This window comes from Pseudomonas sp. Irchel 3E19, assembly GCF_900187585.1.
Taxonomy (GTDB): Bacteria; Pseudomonadota; Gammaproteobacteria; order Pseudomonadales; family Pseudomonadaceae; genus Aquipseudomonas; species Aquipseudomonas baetica.
Map to the genome: position 1 here is coordinate 58,168 of NZ_FYDT01000010.1, position 22,690 is coordinate 80,857.

The 22,690-nt window shown below is 60.0% G+C and carries 17 protein-coding genes and 2 pseudogenes; 10 read left to right on the forward strand and 9 right to left on the reverse strand.

Annotation, left to right across the window (positions count from 1 at the left end):
* Positions 1-204: 204 nt before the first annotated feature.
* From CKW18_RS30975 to CKW18_RS30985, 3 genes and pseudogenes are all read right to left on the reverse strand, one after another.
* Positions 205-807: a hypothetical protein gene (locus CKW18_RS30975; protein WP_256586911.1), complete on the reverse strand. Its 603-nt coding sequence runs from the start codon at positions 805-807 to the stop codon at positions 205-207.
* Positions 804-1,175, reverse strand: a complete 372-nt coding sequence (locus CKW18_RS30980; RefSeq protein WP_256586912.1) for a hypothetical protein — start codon at positions 1,173-1,175, stop codon at positions 804-806. The genes CKW18_RS30975 and CKW18_RS30980 overlap by 4 nt, the downstream gene beginning before the upstream one ends.
* Before the next feature lie 43 nt (positions 1,176-1,218).
* A pseudogene (locus CKW18_RS30985) lies at positions 1,219-1,395 on the reverse strand (AlpA family phage regulatory protein); the annotation flags it as partial.
* 249 nt (positions 1,396-1,644) lie between these two features.
* Here CKW18_RS30985 and CKW18_RS08860 point away from each other — a divergent pair.
* The 5 genes and pseudogenes from CKW18_RS08860 to CKW18_RS08880 form a co-directional block, all read left to right on the forward strand.
* Positions 1,645-2,175 (forward strand): annotated as a pseudogene (locus tag CKW18_RS08860) (DUF4433 domain-containing protein); the annotation flags it as partial.
* Positions 2,172-3,257 (forward strand): macro domain-containing protein, encoded by a 1,086-nt coding sequence (locus CKW18_RS08865; RefSeq protein ID WP_095188482.1) that lies wholly within the window; start codon positions 2,172-2,174, stop codon positions 3,255-3,257. The pseudogene CKW18_RS08860 and the gene CKW18_RS08865, both read left to right, overlap by 4 nt.
* Positions 3,258-3,463: 206 nt before the next feature.
* Positions 3,464-4,639, forward strand: coding sequence for a GGDEF domain-containing protein (locus CKW18_RS08870; protein WP_095188483.1), 1,176 nt, complete (start codon positions 3,464-3,466; stop codon positions 4,637-4,639).
* 91 nt (positions 4,640-4,730) lie between these two features.
* A complete protein-coding gene (locus CKW18_RS08875) occupies positions 4,731-5,324 on the forward strand; it encodes a hypothetical protein (RefSeq protein ID WP_256586913.1) in 594 nt (197 codons plus the stop codon).
* A 62-nt stretch (positions 5,325-5,386) separates the two neighbouring features.
* Entirely contained in the window at positions 5,387-5,821 is a 435-nt protein-coding gene (locus tag CKW18_RS08880) for a hypothetical protein (protein WP_095188485.1), read from the forward strand.
* Between the two features lie 24 nt (positions 5,822-5,845).
* Here CKW18_RS08880 and CKW18_RS08885 read toward each other — a convergent pair whose 3' ends face one another.
* Genes CKW18_RS08885 through CKW18_RS08910 form a run of 6 tightly spaced genes read right to left on the reverse strand, consistent with a single transcriptional unit; the run spans position 5,846 to position 16,031 of the window.
* Complete coding sequence (locus tag CKW18_RS08885) at positions 5,846-6,658, reverse strand: YfaP family protein (protein WP_095188486.1); 813 nt, start codon at positions 6,656-6,658, stop codon at positions 5,846-5,848.
* A gap of 3 nt (positions 6,659-6,661) precedes the next feature.
* On the reverse strand, positions 6,662-8,281 hold the full coding sequence (locus tag CKW18_RS08890) for a DUF2300 domain-containing protein (RefSeq protein WP_095188487.1): 1,620 nt from the start codon (positions 8,279-8,281) through the stop codon (positions 6,662-6,664).
* Between the two features lies 1 nt (position 8,282).
* Positions 8,283-12,857, reverse strand: a complete 4,575-nt coding sequence (locus CKW18_RS08895) for an alpha-2-macroglobulin (RefSeq protein WP_095188488.1) — start codon at positions 12,855-12,857, stop codon at positions 8,283-8,285.
* The gene (locus tag CKW18_RS08900) at positions 12,854-13,504 is read right to left on the reverse strand and encodes a DUF1175 domain-containing protein (protein WP_095188489.1); all 651 of its coding nucleotides are present in this window, start codon (positions 13,502-13,504) and stop codon (positions 12,854-12,856) included. Before CKW18_RS08900 ends, CKW18_RS08895 begins: the two co-directional genes overlap by 4 nt.
* Positions 13,489-15,201, reverse strand: a complete 1,713-nt coding sequence (locus CKW18_RS08905) for a DUF2138 domain-containing protein (RefSeq protein ID WP_095188490.1) — start codon at positions 15,199-15,201, stop codon at positions 13,489-13,491. Before CKW18_RS08905 ends, CKW18_RS08900 begins: the two co-directional genes overlap by 16 nt.
* A gap of 38 nt (positions 15,202-15,239) precedes the next feature.
* Positions 15,240-16,031 carry a YfaP family protein gene (locus CKW18_RS08910; RefSeq protein ID WP_095188491.1) on the reverse strand — a complete coding sequence of 264 codons (792 nt, stop codon included), beginning with the start codon at positions 16,029-16,031 and terminating at the stop codon, positions 15,240-15,242.
* Between the two features lie 277 nt (positions 16,032-16,308).
* Here CKW18_RS08910 and CKW18_RS08915 point away from each other — a divergent pair, with 277 nt between their 5' ends.
* The 5 genes from CKW18_RS08915 (at position 16,309) to CKW18_RS08935 (ending at position 22,680) form a co-directional block, all read left to right on the forward strand.
* On the forward strand, positions 16,309-17,454 hold the full coding sequence (locus CKW18_RS08915) for a Fic family protein (protein WP_095188492.1): 1,146 nt from the start codon (positions 16,309-16,311) through the stop codon (positions 17,452-17,454).
* A gap of 86 nt (positions 17,455-17,540) precedes the next feature.
* Complete coding sequence (locus tag CKW18_RS08920; protein WP_003228627.1) at positions 17,541-17,783, forward strand: exodeoxyribonuclease VII small subunit; 243 nt, start codon at positions 17,541-17,543, stop codon at positions 17,781-17,783.
* Complete coding sequence (gene ispA, locus CKW18_RS08925; RefSeq protein WP_095188493.1) at positions 17,780-18,667, forward strand: (2E,6E)-farnesyl diphosphate synthase; 888 nt, start codon at positions 17,780-17,782, stop codon at positions 18,665-18,667. The genes CKW18_RS08920 and ispA overlap by 4 nt, the downstream gene beginning before the upstream one ends.
* Positions 18,668-18,758: 91 nt before the next feature.
* Positions 18,759-20,657, forward strand: coding sequence for a 1-deoxy-D-xylulose-5-phosphate synthase (dxs, locus tag CKW18_RS08930; RefSeq protein WP_095188494.1), 1,899 nt, complete (start codon positions 18,759-18,761; stop codon positions 20,655-20,657).
* Between the two features lie 139 nt (positions 20,658-20,796).
* Positions 20,797-22,680: a TonB-dependent receptor domain-containing protein gene (locus tag CKW18_RS08935; protein WP_095188495.1), complete on the forward strand. Its 1,884-nt coding sequence runs from the start codon at positions 20,797-20,799 to the stop codon at positions 22,678-22,680.
* Positions 22,681-22,690: the final 10 nt, after the last annotated feature.

The following is a 22,690-nucleotide window of genomic DNA, read 5'->3' on the forward strand; positions in this document are numbered from 1 at the left end:
TTACAAATCAGTATCGAGTTTATCCCGCCCTGCATCCGCCGCATGAACACATTGTCCTTGGCGGCCCGTATTAAGTGCAATTCGTGGCCTTTCACTCAGTCCAGAATCTCGCGACGAATCTTGTCCTGCTCTCGCAGCTCTTCGGCCAGCTCTCGCAGCAGCGGCCTCATCCCGCCCGTCCAGGCATTGCGCGATGAAGCCGCCTTACCCTCGGCGCTGCGTGGTCCGGTGCTTCGCTCCCAAGGTCGCCATTGCCGGATCAACTCCGCCTGCCGTGCCCGTCGCTCGGGTGTCCAGCCGTTCGCCATGCTCAACCTCCAATAATTCGTTCTGCACGTTTTTAGTTTTCCGCGTGCGAGCGGGCTTCTCTTGAGTGCCGTTGTTAACCTGGACCTGATTGCCAATATTGGCCTGCTTCACAAAGACAATCTGCTTCGGCGCTTTGAGTTCGGCCAGGGTCTGCAAGGTCGCGCGGCTTTGGCTCTGTGCCTTGAGCGCCATCCGCAAAAGCTTATCCATTCGGTCCAAATGATTTGCCACCATTGCTTTACTCGCCAGATTGGCAAACAGCCCATCGAGAGTATGTGCTTGAGCCAAGAGCATGTTCTCCGCACGCGTCATATCGCCGCTGTTCATTGCGGCGGTTTGGCGCTTAAGCTCCTCTACGACCTCTGTAACCGGCTCATCAAAGTGCTTACACGTGACCAGCACGGCGGCGCTCAGGCATTCCGGAGTGATCGCTATGCGGGCCTGAAATTGAGACTGCGTTTCATCGTCGAGCTTAGGAATACTGAGCGATTCGCTCATGAGGTCGCCTCCATCGAGGTGTTGTCATAACGCTGGCGCAGCGCTGCCCCTGTTGCACAGTAGCGAACCGTCGGTGCGTGACAGGAACGGCAGCTCATCAGATGGCCGATGTACAGGTTGCGGGACTGGTGCCATTCAGGTGAGGCCGTGGCAGCAGTGCGGATGACATGTTGCGTCTGCTCCTGCTGCGGTACTGACGCGATCTGCGGATCGTTGGCGACTTCCAATTCGGCCAGAAGCGCAACGCGGTGATTGTTCAGATACTGGCGGTGCTCGTCGGTGATACGCGACGCCGGGCTCACTCGCAGTCGCGTGCCCTCCAGCTCGACGACCAGGCCAGCCTGGCGCAAATAGTCCAGGGCGGCCATGGCTAGAAGTACTCCGCTGTGTTGTCTTCGTGCTGTCCCAGCCAACAACATGCGCGCCAGCGATGCGGCGGGCCTTCGGAAACCGGCCCTCTTTCATCAAATCATAGATTTTGGTGCGCCCCAAACCCGTTGCAGACTTCACAGCAGGGAGCCGCAAGATGCGGCGCTGCTGGTGCTGGGAGGCTTTCTGTTGGGCGTATTCTTGGTTAGTTGCTGCCATCGTCACTTCCTCTAAGGATTGGCCCGATTCAGGGCGGACGATGGCATTTCATCTGGAGGTGACGCAGGCTCTAAGCGGTCATAAAGCGCTTTATGACCGCAGTGTCGGCGAACGGCCCAAGTATTTCTAAAAGGGAGTCGTCAGAATAGTGCCGAAGCTCATCTCGATACTGCGAGTAAGCAGCGTCGACCGCCCTGTCTCCTGTGCCTTCAGGAAACAAAAGATTTGCTGTATGACCTTTTGCCTCCAGCCAATCAGTACGTGAACATCGGCAACGTCGACTTGATCGACAAACGCCGTTCCCGCCATGTGCCTATCGCACCCGAAGGCGTACTGGCCGACTACGTGCCCTTCTACTTCACGCCCTTCTCGGTGATGATGCAGAACATTCATTCTGGCTGGAGCGTTCAGCAGCGCACCAACGACGAGATCATCATTCTCGTTTCCAGCCTTTATCGCGTTGCAGAACTGGGCCTACCGTTTGTCTTCACAAACGCACATGCCTACCCGGATTGGACAAACTACTACAGCGATCTGGCGAATCTTGACCAGATCGATTGGTCTATCCTTCAACGGCGCGACTTCAAGCGCGATCCTGATGATCCTCGCAAAATGGAGCGTTATCAGGCTGAGGCGCTGATCCACAACCGTTTACCGATTACGGGACTACTGGGCATCATGTGCCACACCGATGCAATGAAAGTACGCATAGAAGCAGACGTTGAAGCTAGAGGCCTAACGTTGCCAGTCCATGCGCGCCCCAAATGGTATTTCCAATGATCAGATTCACCCAAGGCAACCTGCTGGAAGCCAAGACCGAAGCCCTCGTCAACACGGTGAACACCGTCGGCGTGATGGGTAAAGGCATCGCATTGATGTTCAAAGAACGCTTTGCGCAGAATTACCGACTGTATGCGGCAGCGTGCAAGGCCGGTGAAGTAGAAACCGGCAAGATGCACGTGACGGCCACCAATGAACTCGATGGCCCACGCTGGATCGTGAACTTCCCTACCAAACGCCACTGGCGCTCTCCCTCGCAAATGGCCTGGATAACCGAAGGTCTGCATGACTTGCGTCGTTTCTTGATAGAAAACGACGTGAAGTCCGTCGCCGTCCCACCGCTAGGTGCTGGTAATGGTGGACTGAAGTGGCCCGAGGTTCGCGAGCAAATAGTTGAGGTACTGAGTGATCTGGATGTGGATGTATTGGTGTTCGAACCCTCCAATCAGTATCTGAATGTCGCTAAACGCAACGGAGTTGAGCAACTCACTCCGGCACGGGCGCTGATTGCAGAACTGGTGCGACGTTATTGGGTTCTGGGCATGGAATGCAGCCTGCTCGAGATTCAAAAACTGGCGTGGTTTCTTGAGCGTGCAATCGAGAAACTTCCGGGGACTGAGAACCCGCTGAATCTCAAATTCGTCGCTCATAAATTCGGACCCTATGCCAATCGATTGGAGCATCTGCTCAACAATCTGGATGGCAGCTATTTGCATTGCGCCAAGCGCATCAGTGATGCGGAGAACACTGATGTGATTTGGTTTGATCAAGATCGCAGAGCCTTTTTGCAGACCTACCTCAAGACTGAAGCCAAGGAATACTCCCAGGCTTTGGAGCGCACGGCCGAATTGATCGATGGTTTTGAATCTCCTTTTGGCATGGAGTTGCTCGCGACTGTCGACTGGTTGCTGATTCAGGACGGCGTTGCGCCAACCGTTCCAGCTTTACGCGAAGCGCTGCTGAAGTGGGATGGTGGTTCCAGCGCTGCAGTGCGAAAAAACAAGCTATTTGACGATCAAGCTCTGGGGATCGCAATTGAGCGCCTTACTTCCAGCAGTTTCAGTCCAAACATAGCGGCCTGACGCCGGAGCGAAACAGGGCAATTGCTGCAGCACAATTGCCCCGCTGCCTGTCGCAATGGCTTAGGCAATCCTCAGGTCAATGCGCCAACACTTGCCAAACCCAACCCCCACAGTGCTAAATCCCGCCTTATAAGCACCCCTCTGTTTTTACCCGCATCCCCGACCCCGGCCGGATTCCGGTATTGAGCCTCACGGGAATCCATGGAATGGCCCTGCATATCCCGACCTTGCTGGTCGTTTCGGTCTTCGTCTTCTTTTTGATGGGGCTGTTGACGCTGCACGCCTGGTATCGCGAAACCCGCGAGCCGCCACTGGCGTACCTCGGCAGCATGATGCTGCTGGGCGCCATGGGCGTGGTATTGGTCAGTTGGCGTGATCGAGACGTCGACTTCGTTCCGATTGTGTTCGGCAATGTTGTTCTATTGCTCAGTGCAGCGATGAACTGGACGGCCATGCGCACGCTGGTCGGGCGCAAGCCTTCTGTGTCCGGCACTCTGGCGGGGGCGTTCGCCTGGCTGACCTTGTGCCTGATTCCCGCCTTCTACGAGTCGATGCCAAATCGGGTTTTAATCTACTCCTTGCTGGCATTCAGTTACGGCGTGCTGACAACGCTGGAGCTCTGGCGCAGCCGCCACACTCTGGACGTCGCGTTTATGCCGGCACTGGTGCTGACCGTTTTGCACACTGTGTTCTACGCCGTTCGCAGTGCGACCGATGAAGGGCTGCCGGTGACAAAAGCGCTGCTGGGCAGTGGCGAGGGCGTGCCGTTTTTCTCGTTCATGCTGTTCGAGTCGATGCTGTATGTCATCGGCATCGCCTACATCACGCTGGCGATGGTCAAGGAGCGTGCAGAGCTCAAGCTCAAAACGGCGGCGTTCAGCGATCCGCTGACGGGCATTGGCAATCGTCGCGCGTTCATGATGAACGCCGGGCAGTTGCTTGCCGAAAGTCAGCAATACGGGGAACCTGCAGCGTTGTTGCTGTGCGATCTGGATAACTTCAAGCGCCTGAATGACACCTACGGCCATCCCGTTGGGGATCAGGCGTTGATTGCATTTGGCCGGATCATGGTCGAGAGCCTGCGCAAGGAAGATGTTTGCGGGCGGGTCGGCGGTGAGGAGTTTGCTTGTTTGCTCAACGATTGCGATGAACAGACTGCACTGGAAATTGCCGAACGGATCCGTCGTTCGTTCTCGCAATTGCCGATTCTTGAGCCTGGATTACTTAGTGTCAGTATCGGCGTGGTGACCACCCGCGAATCCGGTCATGACCTGTCACGCCTGCTCTCGGAAGCCGACCAGGCGCTGTACGGTGCCAAGAATCAGGGACGCAACCGCGTACAGACGCTACGTTCGTTGTACTTGAGCCTTACCGATAATTAATGCCCAACAAACGGCCATTCCAATAAGCCATTAGCACATCCGCCCTAATTGCCCCAGCCGGCACCCGCCACTAAATTTCCATTCTGTTTTTGTGCATTACAAAAGCGCCAAGGAATGGAGCAGCACCATGTCATCGCTTTTAAAACTGAGTAAATCCCTCGCTTTACTGACCGCACTATCGTCAGCCACTTCAGCGTTAGCGGAAGAACCGAACCCTATCGGCGACTGGTGGATCATTTATGGCAACGGCGTCCCGCACAAAAACATCATGTATGTCGCCGACAAAACTTCTGTGGTGCCGTCGACACTTACCAAGGGCGCGCAGATGTTGGCGGTGACGCTGGTGTATGAAGAGCCGGGCAAGCCGATGATTGATGCCTATAACCTGGAAGTTCAGTGCAAGACAAACAAGCTGCGGTTTGTTAATGGCCAGTCGGTGGATCGAATTGCCTACCTGCTGCGGCACCTGAAAGTGAACCAGCAATGGCAGCAGCCGAAGGAGTTCTGGGTGCAACGTGCCCTTGCTTTCGTTTGCTCCCCAGAGAAAAAAGACATGATCGCGCTGGGCGCGATGGAGCACTTGCAGATGATTCAGGGCATGCAGCAAATATTCTTCAAACTGGCGCTTGTTCAGGAAAAAGGCCAGATGATGGACAACCTCGACTCGATACTGGGCAACAAGTAACAGCCTGATTTCTTAACGCTGCAGCGCGCTATTTCGTATTGCACATGACATCGGGAGTCATGATGAATCAATGGACTAAAACGTTACTGGTGCTGCTGATGACAGCCTCAACTTTGTTGGTGAATGGCTGCCACCTTGTTGCGCAGTCGCGCTGGGAAGGCCGGGATGTTCAGGAGGCACTCGATCTGTTCGGCAAACCCGACTCAATGAAAAAACAAACCGGTGCCAGCGGGGAGAATCTGGCCGTTCTCACGTGGTACAAGTCCTCCAGTTGGACCACCACTGAAGCGGCCGGTACTTCTATGAATCACACCGGCAACGGCATGGTGTACACCGAGTACTACGAGACCGTCGGGCATAGCTCTGACTGCAAACTGGAAGCCACCGTCAATAAAGCCAAAAAGATCGTGCTGTTCAGGATCGAGGACGGAAAAATCATTCATGGCAAATGCATCAACGTTCCGTTCGTACCCGGTTACATTCCGCCCGGTTTCTAGTGCTGTCCCTGAGCCAGAACCTACTCACGGATAACTGAACGACTTCACCAACGTCAACTCCCCCACCGCCCGCATCGGGATCAGAAACGTCTCCATCTTCTCGCCAGGCGTCCCTTCTTCAGTAATCACCGTCACCTGCGCCGTCGTCAGCGCCTGCACCGCATCGGCTTCGCCATCTTCATCACTGCGATAACCCCCACCAAAGTAATTCACATACACCAGATACTGCCCCTTGATCGGCGCCGGCATGGCGAAAATTTCCGGGCCGTAGCCGGTGGTGACGTCGACGTCGAGCGCGCCGCCGTTGGCGGCGCTGCGGTTGCCGTACCAGATGTGTGCGCCGTCGGGGGTGACGAGGTGCAGGTCGAGGTCGGTGCCGTCGCTGTCCCAGGCCAGCAGGACGCGCAGTTTGGCCGGGGTGGCGCCGCCGCTGGTGTTGAGAAATTGCGTACGGTGGCGTTGCTTGCCGTCGGGGCTGCGGACTTCGACGCTGTTGCTGCCGTTGGGGAAGGAGAACGGGCGATCGAAGCGGCCGCTGTCGTCGATTTTCAGCGGCATGCTGACGCCGTTGACGATGAGGCGGCCGGGCTCATTGCTTTTGGGTGTGGCTTTGATTTCGCCGCTGATGCGTGCGGTGTTGGCCTGGCCGACCGGGGTGTTCACCGACGAGGCCGGGTAGTTGACGGTCTGGCGGAAGCTTTCGCCCTCGCCTTCGGGCGCGCCGCTGCGCCAGCCGCCGACCGGGGTGTCGAGTTTGACACTGTCAGCGGCGATGGCCGGCGACAGCGCGGTCAACGTGCAGAGCAACAGCAAGACCTGTGGATAACGGAGTGTCATGGTCTATTCCAGCAAGAGGTGACGGGCGAGCCCTTCGATGTAGGTTTCATCCTGGCCGTTGGGATGTGCTTCAAAGGCCAGGTGCAGATATTCGTGGGTCAGGTCGAGGCGATCCTGCAAGGTCAGCACGCCGCGCACGTAGATGCGCTGGCGTTCGCGGTCGACGAAGGGTCGGCCGAAAGCGAGCTTGCACACCGCGAACGTGCTGACCTCGTTGTAGCCGGTTTCGCTTTCCAGCTTCGGACGCCAGCCGCGTCGCTGTTTCTGCAGCCAGTCTTGCGCAGCGGGCAGCGCTTCGCAGGAAGCGACCGGGTTGTCCCAGCGGCTGAGGCTGGCGCGCGGATAGGCGTGCAGCAGGATTGCGTCGTAGCGCTGGCCAGCGTTGGCTTGTTCGACGGCTTGCTGCCAGGCGAGTTTGTCCGGGCCGGGTTGGTCGGAGTGATAGGTGACGGTGCTGCCGGCCAACACCAGATCCGCCGTCCATGCGGCGATATTGCGCGACTCGGCGGAGGCCGGACGTGGAGCGACGCGCTGGCGGTTGCTGCTGTCGTCGATGCTCAGGCAGTCGCCATTACGCGTGGCGTTTTGCAGCAGATACGTGCGGATCGCCACGGCCAGCGCTTTGGCGGCTTCGGCGGGTTCGGGTCTGGCTTCGCGCTCCAAAACCCGGGCGACATATTCTTCGCGATCCAGCCGTGCCACGAGTTTGTCGTTGAGCAGAAACAGTTCGCCGTCGCTGTGGATATCCAGCGCATTGCCGTTGGCGAAGTCGACGCGGTAATCGCCTTGCAACGGGCCAGACGTCACCGCGCCCTCACCAGTCGAAACCCGCACGACCGGATAGCGTGAGAACAGTCCGACCTCGACACAACGCCCCGCCTCCGCAGGCGACGCCGCTGGCAGCACCGTCGCCAGTGCAGCTCCGTAATGCCGAAAAACCATCTGACTGGTGCCGCGCCCACCCGCCCATACAGGCGAACCGTCCGCCGTCCAACCGGCAAACCCGCCCTGCCGCGATTGCGGGTCCTGATCGCCGAGCCAGCTCCAGGTTTTCACCCGCAGGCGACCGCCCAGTTCACCGACGACATTACCGTCGGCGGCGTTCAGCACCACGTCGAGCAGCACACGGCGCATCTGTTCTTGAGCTGGCAGCGAAGACAAAACCTTGAGCAAGTCAGCCACAGAAACCCGCGTGGCCGGTTGCACCGACGGCAAATCCAGCAACCACGTCGGCGCTTGCCGCGTCTGCCAATAAGTTCTCCAATCGGCAGCGGTTATGCCCAATCGTGCAGGTTCAAAATACAACCCGCAGGATTTCACCAACGCCTGATCGCGCTCGATCTTGCCGCCCGCCGAGCAGCAATAAACTTCTTCCTTCGACTGCCCGCGACACTCATACGCCGGCTCCCGCGCGCCGGTATCCACCAGCCACGCGTAAACAAACAGCTTCCAAAGACTGCCCAGCGGCGCATCCAGCGTCGACGGCAACGGCTCGCGAGCAATCAATTGTGTCTGACTCAATGACAGCAACTCGCCCTTGTACGCTACGCGCAACGGTTCATCCTGCGCCGTCGCCAGCGCAGGAATCACCCATAACAGCAGCCACAGCAGCGGCCAGGGCATGTCAGTTGACCGTGACCTGACCGAGGGCGGCTTTCGCTTCCTGAGCCTGATGCTGCGGCGCGTACACCTGAGTGAAACGCACCGGCGGCAGGCTGAACTGGCCCTTCTGCGAGAAACGCACCAGATGGCGCAGACGCAGCTCGCCGCTCAGCGCATCCACCGGCACGGCATAAGCCAACTGCCCCGGCTCGAAGCGTGCCTTCTCCAGCGCGGTCGGCTCGGTGCCGTCCTTGCCCTGCAACTTGATGCCCCACGTGGTGCGCTCGACATCGGCGCCCGGTGGCAGCGGCACTTCGAGCATGCCGTAGCGCAGCGGTTTCGGCGCTTTGCTGGTGAGGATCACTTCGTCCAGATACAGGCTGTCGCTGGACAACGGTTTAGTACCGACCGGTTCCAGTTTGAAGGTGAATGCTTCATCGACCGGCACCAGTCGCGACAGGCGACGGGTGACGGTCACAGCCATTGGATCGACCGCCGGTTGCTGGGTCTGGAAGCTCAGCGCCGCACGCAGCGGACGCTCTTGTGTGCCGGACACCGTCAACATGCTCGGCACCGGCGTCGCACCCTGCCACGTCCAGTACATCTCACCGGTCGCACCGTAATTTTTCTTCCAGCCTTCACCCGGTGTCAGCGCGATGGTCGGCGACGCCTGGGCGATGCTGCGTTGCAGCCAGGTCAGCGCCAGCGCACGTTCAAGCGTCGATTGTTGTGGCAACAGACGTTGCAACAACGCCGTCGCGCGGGTCTGATCAAACGCTTGCAGCGACAGGTTCAGCGCTTCGGCGAACGGCTGCGAACTGACCGCCAGACGCTGTTGCGCCGCGCCGACTTGACGATTGAAGGCATCAGGCAACGCGACTTTCGACTGGGTCGCCAGCGCTGCGGTCAACACTCGCGCTGCGGCCAGACCGAGCGCCGAATCCGGATCGCTCATCACCAGACTGTCTTCGCCAGCGTCCATCATCGTTTCAGCATTGCCTTCCCCGGCCTTCGCCAGGTCGTCCATCAAACCGCTGAGCAATGTGTTGACCGGCAAGTGCATCTGCTTGGCGAACGACAGAATCAGCGCCCGCTGCAACAGCGGTGTGTTCGGCGCTTGCTTGGCATAAACCTCCAACACGCGCTGCCAGTGCTCCGGCGGCAGAGTCAGTTCCAGCACCTGGCTGGCGTTCCAGTCGGCGTAATAGGCGTAAGCAGTGAGAAACGCATCCGGCTCACCGTCGTAACCCCACCAGGTGAAGCTCGCCGATGGCCCGGCCATTTGCACCAGGCGCAGACGGCTGTTTTGCATGATCAGGCGCAAGCGATCGCGGATCTGCGGGCTCGATGCCAGTGATGGATAGGCGATACTCAGCGGCAGCAAACGGCTGGCCGTCTGCTCGACGCCGCCGTACGGATAGCTGAGCAGATCATCGAGCGCCGAGCGGAACAACGCTTGCGGGCTGTCATCCAGACGCAGGCGAATGTCGGTGGCATCCGCCGGCAGACTCAGCGCAGTGTCGCCGCTGGCGACATCAAGGCTTTGCGTTTGCGTCACCTGCCAGCCATCGCCGGTCGCGCTCAATCGCACGGCCAGGGCATCGGCAGTTTTGCCGTCCTGCACCAGTTCCGCCGTCCACTCGCCGGAGGCCAACGTGAATGCCGGCAGCGGCAGGTAGTTGATGCCGTTGTTCAGGGTCACCGGCAGGCGTTGTTCGGCGCCCGCGTAATGGGTGACCAGTTCAGCCTTGACCGGTTTCTCGGCCTGACTGAAAGCGAACACACCGAGTTGCGGCTGATCGCCCTTGCGGAATTTGCTCGGGCCGCTCCACTTCAGGTACAGCGGTTTTTCCGAACGGACGAATTGTTTCTTCTGCCCGACCTGACCGTCATCGGCAATCGCTCGCGCGGTGATGCGCCAGCGGGTCAGCGAGTCCGGCATCTTGAAGGTGAAACGGGTTTTGCCGTCGGCGCCGGTCAGCAACTCCGGCTGCCATGCGGCGGTGTCGACGTCTTCACGACGCGGACGCTCCAGTACTTTCACCCCACGCTCGCTGCGGTTGGCCTTGCCCGGTGCACCGGGGCTGCCCGGCAACGCTACGTCGTAACTGATGAACGACAAACTGGCGCTGGTGCGCACATTGTTACGGCGCGGGTGGTAGAAGAACTGGTCGATGGTCGGCGCAACTTCCGGTTGCAGCGCGTAGACCATTTCGTCGACGACGCTAACGGTCACGTGTGCCGGCACGGCTTTGCCGGCGAACTGCGTGGTCAGGTCAACCGTCACGGTATCGCCCGGCAGATACACCGCTTTATCGGTGCTGATGGCCACGTCGATTTGCGGCGCGACGACCTTGATCCCGGCGTTCTGGAAGCTGTACTGCCCGCCCTTGGTGTAGAGCACGGAGAAGGTCAGGTTCGGTGCGAAGTTGTCCTTCACCGGGATGCGCGCGCGGTATTGGGTGTCGCTGAGTTTTTCCAGTTTCAGCCAGTCGCCGCCCTTGGCCAGCAGCGCGGTGGCTTCGACCTTGTCACGCTCCAGCGACAGCAAGGCATCGCTGACCGGCTCAGGGAACGTGATCAGCGCCAGCGCTTCATCGCCAGCCTTGTATTCAGGTTTGTCGAGGACGATTTCCACGGTGCCCGGCACCGCTTTGACGCCGTCACCAGTGACCGAATGGCCCGTGGCGCCGAGGACGCGACCGTGCTGATCCTTCAAGGTCAGGTTGTAAGTGCCCGGACGTTCGAACGCCAGGCTGAAGCCTTTATCCGTCGCGGCGAGTTTGCCCTCGCCCGTGCTCTGATCTTCCAGACGCACCCAGCCGTAACGACTCGGCGTGACCGCTTTGCTTTGCTCGGTGCCACCCTCGTTGGCATAGCTGAACGTCACCTTGTCGTTGGCCGCACTGAAGCGTTGCGGCGCGCTCAGGCGGAAGCTCGCGGCGCCACGGTCGATGAGGATTTCCTTGGTGGTCTTGACCCGATACGCCGCGCCATCGCTGGCGAACACGGTGAGCATGTAGCGGCTCGGTTTGTCGGCGGCCGGCAGGTCGAGGGTCGCGTTGCCTTTGCTGTCAGTGGTCAATTCGGTGCTGGTCAATTCCACCGGGAATTGCCCGAGGTATTGCAGCTCGTTGTCGACCATCGACAGTTGCTGGGCGCGCAGGCTCAGGGTCAGTTTCGCGTTGGCTACCGGTTTGCCGTCCGGATACAGCAGCACCAGACTGCCTTTTACCGGTTCGCCGGTGCGGTAGTCCTGTTTGGCCAGGTTCAGCGAAATCTCGAAGTGCGGCTTGATGTATTCGGCCACACGGAAGGCGCTGCTGTAGGCCTGATCCTTGTAGTTGAAACGGATTTCATAACCACCGGCCACGGCGTTGTCCGGCAACTGGAAACGGCCCTGAGTACCGGCCTTCGAATCAAGTTTCAGATCGAGGTGTTGCAGCTCGGTGCCGGTGGCATCGAGCACGCTGACGCTGACGTCCGCCGCGCCCGGCAGCACCGAGTCCCGCGCGTTCTTGAACTCGCGACCGACGATTTTCAGCGACACCCAATCCCCCGGGCGATACAGCGGCCGGTCGGTAAAGGCATAGAGTTTGGTGTCGTAGATTTCGCTGTCGTAATAGAAGTTCTCGGAGACGAATACACCGCCTTCCTCGTCCTCGCCGATCACGAACGAACGCTCAGGGCTGACGTGCTTCAGACGCAGCAAACCATCGGCATCGGTAGCACCGCTGCTCATCACGCCGAGGCCGTCAGTCCACAGCACGTTAACCTTCGGCACCGAACTGCCTTCGTGTTTGCGCGCGGCCCAGACCAGCAATTCGTCACCGGCAATCTTGCTGACTGCAACGGTGTTGGAGACGAAAACCATGGTGGTTGCTCGGTACTTGCCGATCAGCGCTTCGACCAGGTACAGACCCGGTTTCAGGTTACCCAACGGGATGTAGACGTTGCCCGGTGCGACGCTGACGAAGTCACTGGAAGACCCGGCCAGATTGACCCCGGCCGGCGGCTGGATCGGCTTGGCCTGCCACAGCGGATAACGGAACTGGCTGACCACCGGCAGACCCGGAATCAGCGCGAACTGCGGCTGTGCGTCATACGGAGTCGGTGCGGCGATGGCGTTGCCCATCTTCAGCTCCGGCACTTCCTCGGTGACCTGTTTGCGCGATTCATAGGAGAACGCACGCTGCATCACCCGACGGGATTTGCGGTACCAGTTGTCCCACAGATACGCGAGGGTGTTGGACAGGCCTTCGCCCTTGAACTGGCCGTCGCTGACCACGCGGTGCAGATTCTTCTGGCGCTTGAGGAAGTCCAGCGGCTTGTCGATGCGGTACACACGAATGTCGGCGCCGCCGTAAGGTTCCATGCGGAAACGACGGTAGTCGCGGCCCGGCGCTTCGAGACGGACCATCGCCTGCTCGTCGGCGGCAAAACTGCTGTCGGCCAGCAGGAAGAAGCTTTCGCCGGACACTGGCGTGTAGCCGCTGGGCTCCACCGAATCTTCGGCATTAACAGTCGCCAGAGGCAGCAGCAGTGCCAGCAACAGAGGAATTTTTGCGCAGAGTCGCAACATGCTGGCACCGGTCATTGGGAGAGAAAGTTCAGTCGATAGACGCCGATGAAGTTGGGGTTGGCTGCGTCGGGTATCCATCGGGTGTCCTTCCATGTCATGAGTTGCTGCAGGCTTGCCGAACGCATGCCGTTGTCAGTGGGGGTGGTGGTGCCGGTGTGATAGGCGATGTAGCGGCCCATCCAGATCATCAGGTGCTGGTCGTCGCCCTGATCGAAAAACATCAGGTCACCGGGGCGCGCCTGCGATACATCGCGGCTGACCAGATGGCTGTTGAACTGAATCAGTTTGATCGCGTTGACGTACGGCCCGACCTTGCCGCCGCCCTGCTGCCATTGCTGGGCGAGCTTGCGCTGATCGTCGCTCAGCGACAGCTCCGGCGGCAGGTAGCGATTGGACAGGCCATTGCTGCGCAGCCATTTGTCGTCGTGGACTTTCAGCGCCTCGTTGGCGGCGAAACGCACCAGCCCGGCGCAGTCCTGCTGGTACCAGCGCGGGCTCGGGCCCTGGCTCAGTTGCTCCTGGGCGATACGCACGAACCAGGCGCGGAACACCTGGGACTGCGCCGGATCAAGTGCCGGAGCCTCAATCGCACGGGCGCCGGCGCTGAGCAACAGCGCGAGCAGGCCGAGGCTGCGGATCAGTGCCGTCACAGCGCTTTCCATTCCAGTGGCAGCCATTGCCAGTGGCCGTCGGGTTCGCTGCCTTCAGGCAAGGTCAGGGCATATTTGCCGTAGCCGCCGAGGGTGCGCAATTTCGGGATCAGGTAGGTTTGCGCGGCGTTGTAAAACACCGGTTCCATGTCCTGCGGCAGGCTGTCGAGGGTTTCCTGCTGCATCAGTTGCGCCATGGAGTCCGGGCCGAAATAGATTGGCATCAGCACGTCTTTGGGCAGTACGTCGGCCATCGGCGGGAAGCGCTTGTCGAGGGTGCCGAGGGCTTTATCGACCAGTTTGTCGTCGAGGGAGAACAGCAGTGTCGAACCATGGCGCGCGAGGCTGACTTTCATGAAAGCCTTGCCGCTGATTGCGTCCGGATTCTCGGCAGTTTTCGCGGCGTACGGGCCGAAGTTCGAGCTGACCTGACGCTGCCAGACGTGGCTCTTGCCTTCCTGCTTCTCGACCACCGGGAATACTTTTTCTTCAACGTTGGACTCGAAGGCGCCGACCATCGAACCGAAGAGTTTGCCGAGATCGCCGTCGAGTTTGCTGCTGTCCTCGTCCTTCAGACTGGCGACCAGTAACGGCGTGTAAAGCCGCGAATCGGCGTACCAGCACAGGCCCGCCGCGCCGGCCACGTGTTCGGTGAGTGTCTGCGCCATGGCTTCTTCCGCACCGAGTTTTACCAGCAACGGTTTCTGCTGTTCGGCGGCTACTGGCAAGGTCACGCAGGCACTGGCGCCCAGCGGCATGGCTTGCCAGACCGGTTTGAAGTCAAAGTCCGGCTGGTTTTCCAGCTCATCCATGGCGAGGTAGCTGTGCCAGCCCTTGTCGTCCATGTCGAAACGCAGCCCGGCGAAGTTCGGGATGAAGCGCTGGTAGCCCATGGCGAGGACGCTGGAGTTGACCGACAGACGTTGTTTGGTTTCGGGGGGTTTGACTGGAAGGCCGAAAGCCTCGGGGAACAGTTTTTCGCCGTTGAGCAGCGCTGCCAGTGCTTGCGGTGAGACATGGCCCGACTCTTCGGACATGCCGCTTTCGGGATCGTAATACTTGGCCGGATTGGACAGCATCACCAGTTTGTCGCCGCGCGAAGCGAACAGCAGCGATTTGCTGGCGTTGTAGCTGAGCTGGTACAGCGGCACCTCGTCGCTGCCGACTTTGAGATTGCCCAACACGCTGAGCTGCGAATCATCCAGCGCGACCTTCGCCAACGGCTCCAGTAGCTTGGCCAGCCCGCCGCGATCCATCACCAGCAGGAAATCCTTGAGCCGGCCATCGGCGCCACGCCACAGCGCGACGTCCGCCGGCTGATCGAAAAGCTGTTCGATCAGGCTGTCCTGCAACTTCAGGTCATGCTCGTAGATGATCCGGCGCAGGCTGCCGATCAGCCCGAGGCGGTCGGCGTGGGTTTCGTAATAGAAGACAAAATCTTCGGTGAGCGTGGCCTTGAGGAACGGCACCGTCAGCAAGTCTTTGGGCAACTGGCTCAGGGAGTGCGTTTCGAGCAAGGCGTCGGGGCGGCTCAGACCGAGTTTGTCACTGGCAAGCTCTGCCGGCGGCGCCTTGGGTTTGAGCAGCAGCCAGCCAAAACCTCCCGCTACGCCGGCCACCAGGACCAATCCGATCAGCAGTGCCGGCCAGCGCCGGGAAGGTTTGCCGGCAGGTGTCGGGACGGCCGGAGAAGCAGCGTTATCACTCATGTTCACAAAACCCGAAGTTCATCCGTGGAGCGGGATGCTTAATAGTTGAAAGTCTTGACCAGCAGCAGATCACCGATCGCCCGCAGGGGCACGATGAACGTCTCGCGTTTTTCGTCGACGGTGTTTTCGTTGAGCACCAGCGTGATTTGCGAGGTGATCACCTCGTTCTGGTTGCTGGTCTCCTCGAAGTTATAGCCGCCGTTGCCGAAGTTGCCCCAATAGTTGACGTAAACCAGATAAGTGCCATGCAGCGGCGCGGTCATGGTGAACATTTCCGGGCCGGGGCCATCGACACCATCCGGGTCCAGACCACCGCCATTGCTCAGCGCCGGCCGCGCCCAAAAGGCATGTTGGCCATCAGGCGTGACAATGTGCAGATCGAGCTCGGCTTTCGGATCGTCCCACCCCAAGACAAGACGAATTCTCGCCGGCGTGCGCAGATTATTTGCTTCATAAAATTGCACGCGCTTGAGCGACTGCCCCTCGGCGCTGATCACTTCGACACTGTTGGAACCGGCGCCGAACGCATAGGGCCGGGCGAAACGGCCTTGGTCGTCGGTGTACAGATTCAGGGGATTGCCGTTGACCGCGAGACTGTGCGGCGGGCGCATATGCCCGAGAGCCTTGAGCTGGCCCTGGATCATCGTACGATTGCGCTGGATGCCGCGATCGATCGGCGGCGTGGGATAAGCGACTTGCGGGTTTTCGGTGCGGTCGAGCAAGCCGTGGTAGCGCCAGCCGCCTACCGGTTCAGACATCTCTGCCGTCGGCGCGGCCAGCAGCGCAGGCGCGCAGGCCAGGCCGATCAGCAGCATAAGAAATGAACGCATGTGATGCCTCCTGCCATGCCTGAACGAAACCTTGCACCCGATCCTCGGTACTTCACAGCGGTGGAAACTGCGTTTCGTCTGAAAGACCCGTGACTATTGGGTCGTAGAAGGCGCGAAGATTAGCCATTCGGCAGTTTTTTAACAATCGGATACATCTGCTTTTGCGGTAGCAATCACGGCGTCGGGTGGACGATGAGCCGAATAGGCGTCATATTCGGCTCACAAAATGAGCCGAATAGCGTTTCTATTCGGCTCACGCACTCAGGAATGGCATCCAATGGCTACGAACTGGATCTGGCAACAACCCGACTGGCCCGATTTCAACTGGCAGGCAGAACGTCTGACGCCGTTGCTGCGTGAGTGCGTGCAGGCACAAGGTCAATTGATGGGCATGGCCGGATCAGTGGGTAACTCTTTGAGTGCTCAGACTGAACTCGACGCATTGCTGCAAAACATCGTGACTTCCTCGGCCATCGAGGGCGAGCAGTTGAATGTCGGTTCAGTTCGTTCGTCACTGGCGCGGCGTCTGGGCCTGGAACGGGTCGATGACGAAAAAGTCAGTCAGCGCAGTGAAGGTCTGGCGCAATTGATGCTCGATGCAACACGGCACTTCAATGAGCCGTTGACGCTGGAGCGGTTACTGGAATGGCATGAATGGCTGTTCCCTGATCCGGAAACAGGCTTTTCTTCGCGCGCAATCAATGTCGGTGCGCTACGTGGCGAGGAGCCGATGCAAGTGGTTTCCGGGCGGATTGATCGTCCGATCGTGCACTTCGAAGCCCCGCCCAGACAAGGCCTTGAGCGGCAACTCGACAGCTTTCTCGAGTGGTTCGAAGCCAGCCAGCGTCAGGCTGGCCTCGATCCTTTGCTGCGAGCAGGCATCGCGCATTTCTGGTTCGTCACGCTGCACCCGTTCGACGATGGCAACGGTCGCCTGACCCGCACCATCACCGATCTGGCGCTGGCTCAGGGCGAAGCACGGGCGATCCGTTTTTATGCCATGTCGGCCAGCATCCTCGATGATCGCGGCGGCTATTACCGAGTTCTGGAATCCAGCCAGAAAGCCACGCTGGACATCACGCAATGGCTGACATGGTTCCTGCAAACCTTGCTGCGCAGCCTGCAACAAGCCATCGCGCGGATCGAGGGCGTGCTGGGCAAGTCGCGTTTCTGGCAGGCGCACCGCGAATCTGAACTGTCGGTGGAGCAGATCAAAGTGCTCAATCGTTTGCTCGACGGCGGGGAGCGCGGTTTCGAACACGGCATCAGTGCGGCGCAATATCAAAGTGTGGCGAAAGTCTCAAAGGCTACGGCTACCCGGCATCTGGCGGAGTTGCTGGACAAAGGCTGCCTGCAACGACTTCCGGGCGGCGGGCGGAGCACTCGCTACCAGATCCGCTATCCAGGCGAATCCACCCATTGATCCATCTGCGCCCCCCGCTCATTTGCCCATAAACCCCCTATCTGCTAGTGTCGCGCCGGTTTAACGTCAACCGGAAAATCGCCGCCATGGCCCGCAAAAAAGCTGCACTGGATTTCGAACAGTCCCTCGCCGACCTGCAAACACTGGTCGAGCGTCTGGAGAACGGTGAATTGTCGCTGGAAGACTCGCTGACCGCTTTCGAGCAGGGCATCGGGCTGACCCGTGATTGCCAGGCAGCGCTGGCACAGGCCGAGCAGAAGGTGCAAGTGCTGCTGGAGCGCGATGGCGAACTCGCCGAGGAACCCTTCGACGCGGAACAGCCAGAATGATTGCAGCGTATTCGGCGACCAGCCAGGCCCGGGTCAACGCGGCACTGGAAAGTCTGTTCAACGCGCCGCTGCCAGAACTGGCGCGCCTTTATGAAGCCATGCGCTACAGCGTGATGAACGGCGGCAAACGCGTGCGTCCGCTGCTGGCTTACGCCGCGTGTGAAGCGCTCGGCGGCGAGGCTGAGCAGGCCAACGGCGCAGCGTGTGCGGTTGAGCTGATCCACGCTTACTCGCTGGTGCACGACGATTTGCCGGCAATGGACGACGACGATCTGCGTCGCGGCCAGCCCACCACCCACAAAAAATTCGATGAAGCCTGCGCGATTCTTGCCGGTGATGGTTTGCAAAGCCTGGCGTTCAGCGCCTTGCTTGACCCACGTTTGAGCAATCTCGACGCCGACATCCGTCTGCAAATGGTCACCGCGCTGGCTCAGGCCGCAGGCCCGGCGGGCATGGTCGGTGGCCAAGCCATCGACCTCGGTTCGGTCGGTCTGAAGCTCGATCAGAAAGCCCTCGAACAGATGCACCGGCACAAGACCGGCGCGTTGATCGAAGTCAGCGTCAAACTCGGCGCCCTGGCCAGCGGCCGTGCCGAGCCGGATGACCTCAAGGCCCTGCAGACTTATGCACAGGCCATCGGTCTGGCCTTTCAGGTGCAGGACGACATTCTTGACGTCGAAAGTGATACCGCAACCCTCGGCAAACGCCAAGGCGCCGATATCGCTCGCGATAAACCGACCTACCCGGCCCTGCTGGGCCTGGACGCTGCCAAGGCCTACGCGATAGAACTGCGCGATCAGGCCCTCGACGCCCTGCGACCGTTTGACGCGGCGGCCGAGCCTTTGCGCGAGTTGGCCCGATATATCGTCGAGCGCCGCAACTGACGGCGAATCAGCCAAAAAAGACCAACGCGTGGGCAGGGGGCGATGCATCAGGTAAACTGCCGCATCTTTTATACCTATAACGATTCGCCTGATGCCCACGACGTTTCATGAGATTCCCCGCAAGCGCCCGACCACGCCCCTGCTCGACCGCGCGAATACGCCGGACGGCCTGCGCCGGTTAGGCGAAGCCGAGCTGGAAACCCTGGCCGATGAGTTGCGCCTGGAATTGCTCTACACGGTCGGCCAGACCGGTGGGCATTTCGGTGCCGGCCTGGGCGTCATCGAGCTGACCATCGCGTTGCATTACGTCTTCGACACCCCGGACGACCGGCTGGTGTGGGACGTGGGTCATCAGGCGTATCCGCACAAGATCCTCACCGGCCGACGCGAGCGCATGGAATCCCTGCGCCAGAAGGACGGCATCGCGGCCTTCCCGCGTCGCGCCGAGAGCGAGTACGACACCTTTGGCGTCGGCCACTCCAGCACCTCGATCAGCGCAGCGCTGGGCATGGCGATTGCCGCCCGCCTGCAAAACAGAGATCGCAAGGCGATTGCCGTGATCGGCGATGGCGCGTTGACCGCTGGCATGGCTTTCGAGGCGCTGAACCACGCGCCGGAAGTCAACGCCAACATGCTGGTGATCCTCAACGACAACGACATGTCGATCTCGCGCAACGTTGGCGGTCTGTCGAATTATCTGGCGAAGATCCTGTCCAGCCGCACTTACGCGAGCATGCGTGAAGGCAGCAAGAAAGTCCTGTCGCGCCTGCCCGGCGCTTGGGAAATCGCCCGCCGCACCGAAGAATACGCAAAAGGCATGCTGGTCCCCGGCACGCTGTTCGAAGAGCTGGGCTGGAACTACATCGGTCCGATCGACGGCCACGACTTGCCGACCCTGATCGCCACCCTGCGCAACATGCGCGATCTGAAAGGCCCGCAGTTCCTGCACATCGTCACCAAAAAAGGCAAAGGCTTCGCCCCGGCGGAAGTCGACCCGATCGGCTACCACGCGATCACCAAACTCGAACCTGTCGACGCTCCGGCCGCTGCCCCGAAAAAGGCTGGCGGGCCGAAGTATTCGGCGGTGTTCGGCGAATGGCTGTGCGACATGGCCGCAGCGGACCCACGCCTGGTCGGGATTACCCCGGCGATGAAGGAAGGCTCGGATCTGGTGGCGTTCAGTGAACGTTTCCCGCTGCGCTACTTCGACGTGGCAATTGCCGAGCAACACGCGGTGACGTTCGCTGCCGGCATGGCCTGCGAAGGCGCCAAACCGGTGGTGGCGATCTATTCGACGTTCCTGCAGCGTGGTTACGACCAGCTCGTGCATGATGTGGCGGTGCAGAACCTCGACGTGCTGTTCGCCATCGACCGCGCAGGCCTGGTGGGCGAAGACGGCCCGACCCACGCTGGCAGTTTCGACCTGTCGTACCTGCGTTGCATCCCGGGCATGGTCATCATGACCCCGAGCGATGAAAACGAACTGCGCAAAATGCTCACCACCGGTCACCGCTACAACGGCCCGGCGGCAGTGCGTTACCCGCGCGGTACCGGCCCGAACGCAACCATCGAGAAAGACCTCGAACCGATCGAAATCGGCAAGGGCATCGTCCGTCGTCAGGACAACAAAGTCGCCCTGCTGGTGTTCGGCGTGCAACTGGCCGAGGCGCTGAAAGTCGCCGAGAAGCTGGATGCCACCGTGGTCGACATGCGTTTCGTCAAACCGCTGGATGAAGAGTTGGTGCGCGAGATTGCCGGCAGCCATGAGTTGCTGGTGACGATCGAAGAGAACGCGATCATGGGCGGTGCCGGTGGCGCGGTCAGCGAGTTTCTCGCCCGCGAGAACATCCTCAAATCGATGCTGCATCTGGGCTTGCCGGACGTCTACGTCGAGCACGCCAAGCCTGCGCAAATGCTGGCCGAGTGTGGTCTGGATGAGGCAGGGATCGAGGCTTCGATTCGCGAGCGTCTGACCTTACTCGACAAATAAACGCATTACCCTTGTGGGAGCGAGCCTGCTCGCGAAAGCGGAATGTCAGTCAATTCATTGCTGACTGATACACCGCATTCGCGAGCAGGCTCGCTCCCACATTTGATTTGTGTACACCTGAAACACCAGTGGACTGTCCATGAAACTCTCACGCCTCGCCCTGCCCTTCCTTCTGCTGCCAACCACCAGCGCCCTCGCCGACACCTTCGAACGCGATCAAGCGCTGAAACTGCCGGACACGCTGATCAGCGCCAACCGCCAGGTCGAAGCACGCAACGACAGCAGTGCCGCCAACACCGTGTTCACCCGCGAAGACATCGACCGCCTGCAACCGAGCGACGTGCCGGACCTGCTGCGTCGTGTTCCGGGCGTACAAGTGGCGCAGGCCGGTGGGCGCGGCAGTCTGCCGGGGATCTACATTCGCGGCACGCAGTCGGCGCAAAGCCTGGTACTGGTCGACGGCCAGCGCATCGGCAGCTCGACTTCCGGCGACAGTAATCTGCAGCACCTCAACATCGAGCAGATCGAGCGCGTAGAAGTGCTGCGCGGCTCGCGCTCGGTGATTTACGGCAGCGATGCGATTGGCGGGGTGATTCAGATCTTCACCCGTCGGGGCAGTGGACAAGGATTACAGCCGCGCCTGCACGTCGGCTTCGGCAGCCATCAGACCTGGGCACGCAGCCTTGGCCTGTCCGGCGGGGACGAGAAAACCCGCTTCAACCTTGGCGCCAGCCTTGATGAAACCGCCGGCCTCGACCGCACCCACGAGTCGTATCCGAGCGATGGCGATCACGATGCCTACCGCAACAAGTCGGTCAGCCTAAGCCTCAGCCATGCGCTGACCGATGACATCGAAGTCGGCGCCAACCTGCTGGATAACCGCGGCAAGAGCGAATTCGACAATCCGTTCGGCCGCTTCGACATGAACACTTTCGAATCGGTGCAGCAGCAGCCCTACAGCGATTTCAACGTCAGCAGTGTCAGCAGCTACGTCGATGCCCGAGTCAACGAGACCTGGAAAACCCGCGTCGAATTCGGCCACAGCGAGAACCGCGAGAAGACCCTCGACAAGCTCAGCGATGAACGCACGGTGTTCAACACCTATCGCGACTCGGTCAACTGGCAGAACGACCTGACCCTGGACGCGCGCAACAGCCTGATCCTCGGCGGTGACTGGTACGAAGACCGGGTCAACAGCAGCACCGCGTTCGATGAAGACAGTCGCTGGAACCGCGCCGCGTTCATCCAGCATCGTTATCAGGCTGACAGTTTCTCCACGGAGCTGGGCCTGCGCCACGACGACAACCAGCAGTTCGGCAGCCAGAACACCTGGAGCGGTACGTTCACCCTGCCGCTGAACCGGGACAATGACTTGCTGCTGAGCTACAGCGAAGGTTTCCGCGCGCCGACCTTCAACGACCTCTACTACCCGGATTTCAGTAACCCGAATCTCAAACCAGAAACCACGAAAAGCTATGAACTGCAATGGCGCAGCCAGTTGAGTGACAGCACTCGCCTGGAAGCTTCGCTGTATCGGACGAATCTGCAAGACGCGATCATCTTCGGCAGCAACTCCCGGCCGGAAAATGTGGCATCGGCGCGGATCAATGGTTTTGAAGCGGCATTGAAGCAGGAACTGTTTGGCTGGCAGAGCAATCTTGGCGTGGCGATCATCGATCCGCGTGATCGCGATACCGGGCACACCCTGGCACGTCGCGCACGACGTACGCTGAGCTGGGACCTGGATCGCCAGTTTGATCGAGTAAGCCTCGGCGCCAGTTGGCAGGCGGTCAGCAGCAGTTATGACGACCTGAAAAATGAGCAGTCGCTGGGTGGTTATGCACTGTTCGGCTTGCGCAGCAGTTGGGCGTTGAACCGCGAGATCAAGCTGGATCTGAAGGTCGACAACCTCTTGGACAAGGGTTACAGCCGCGCGAATTACAGCTACGACGGCAGCCAGTACGGCTATCGCGAGGAAGGTCGGGCGTGGATGTTTGGTGTCACCTGGACTCCCCAGCTTTGATCTGAGCTTT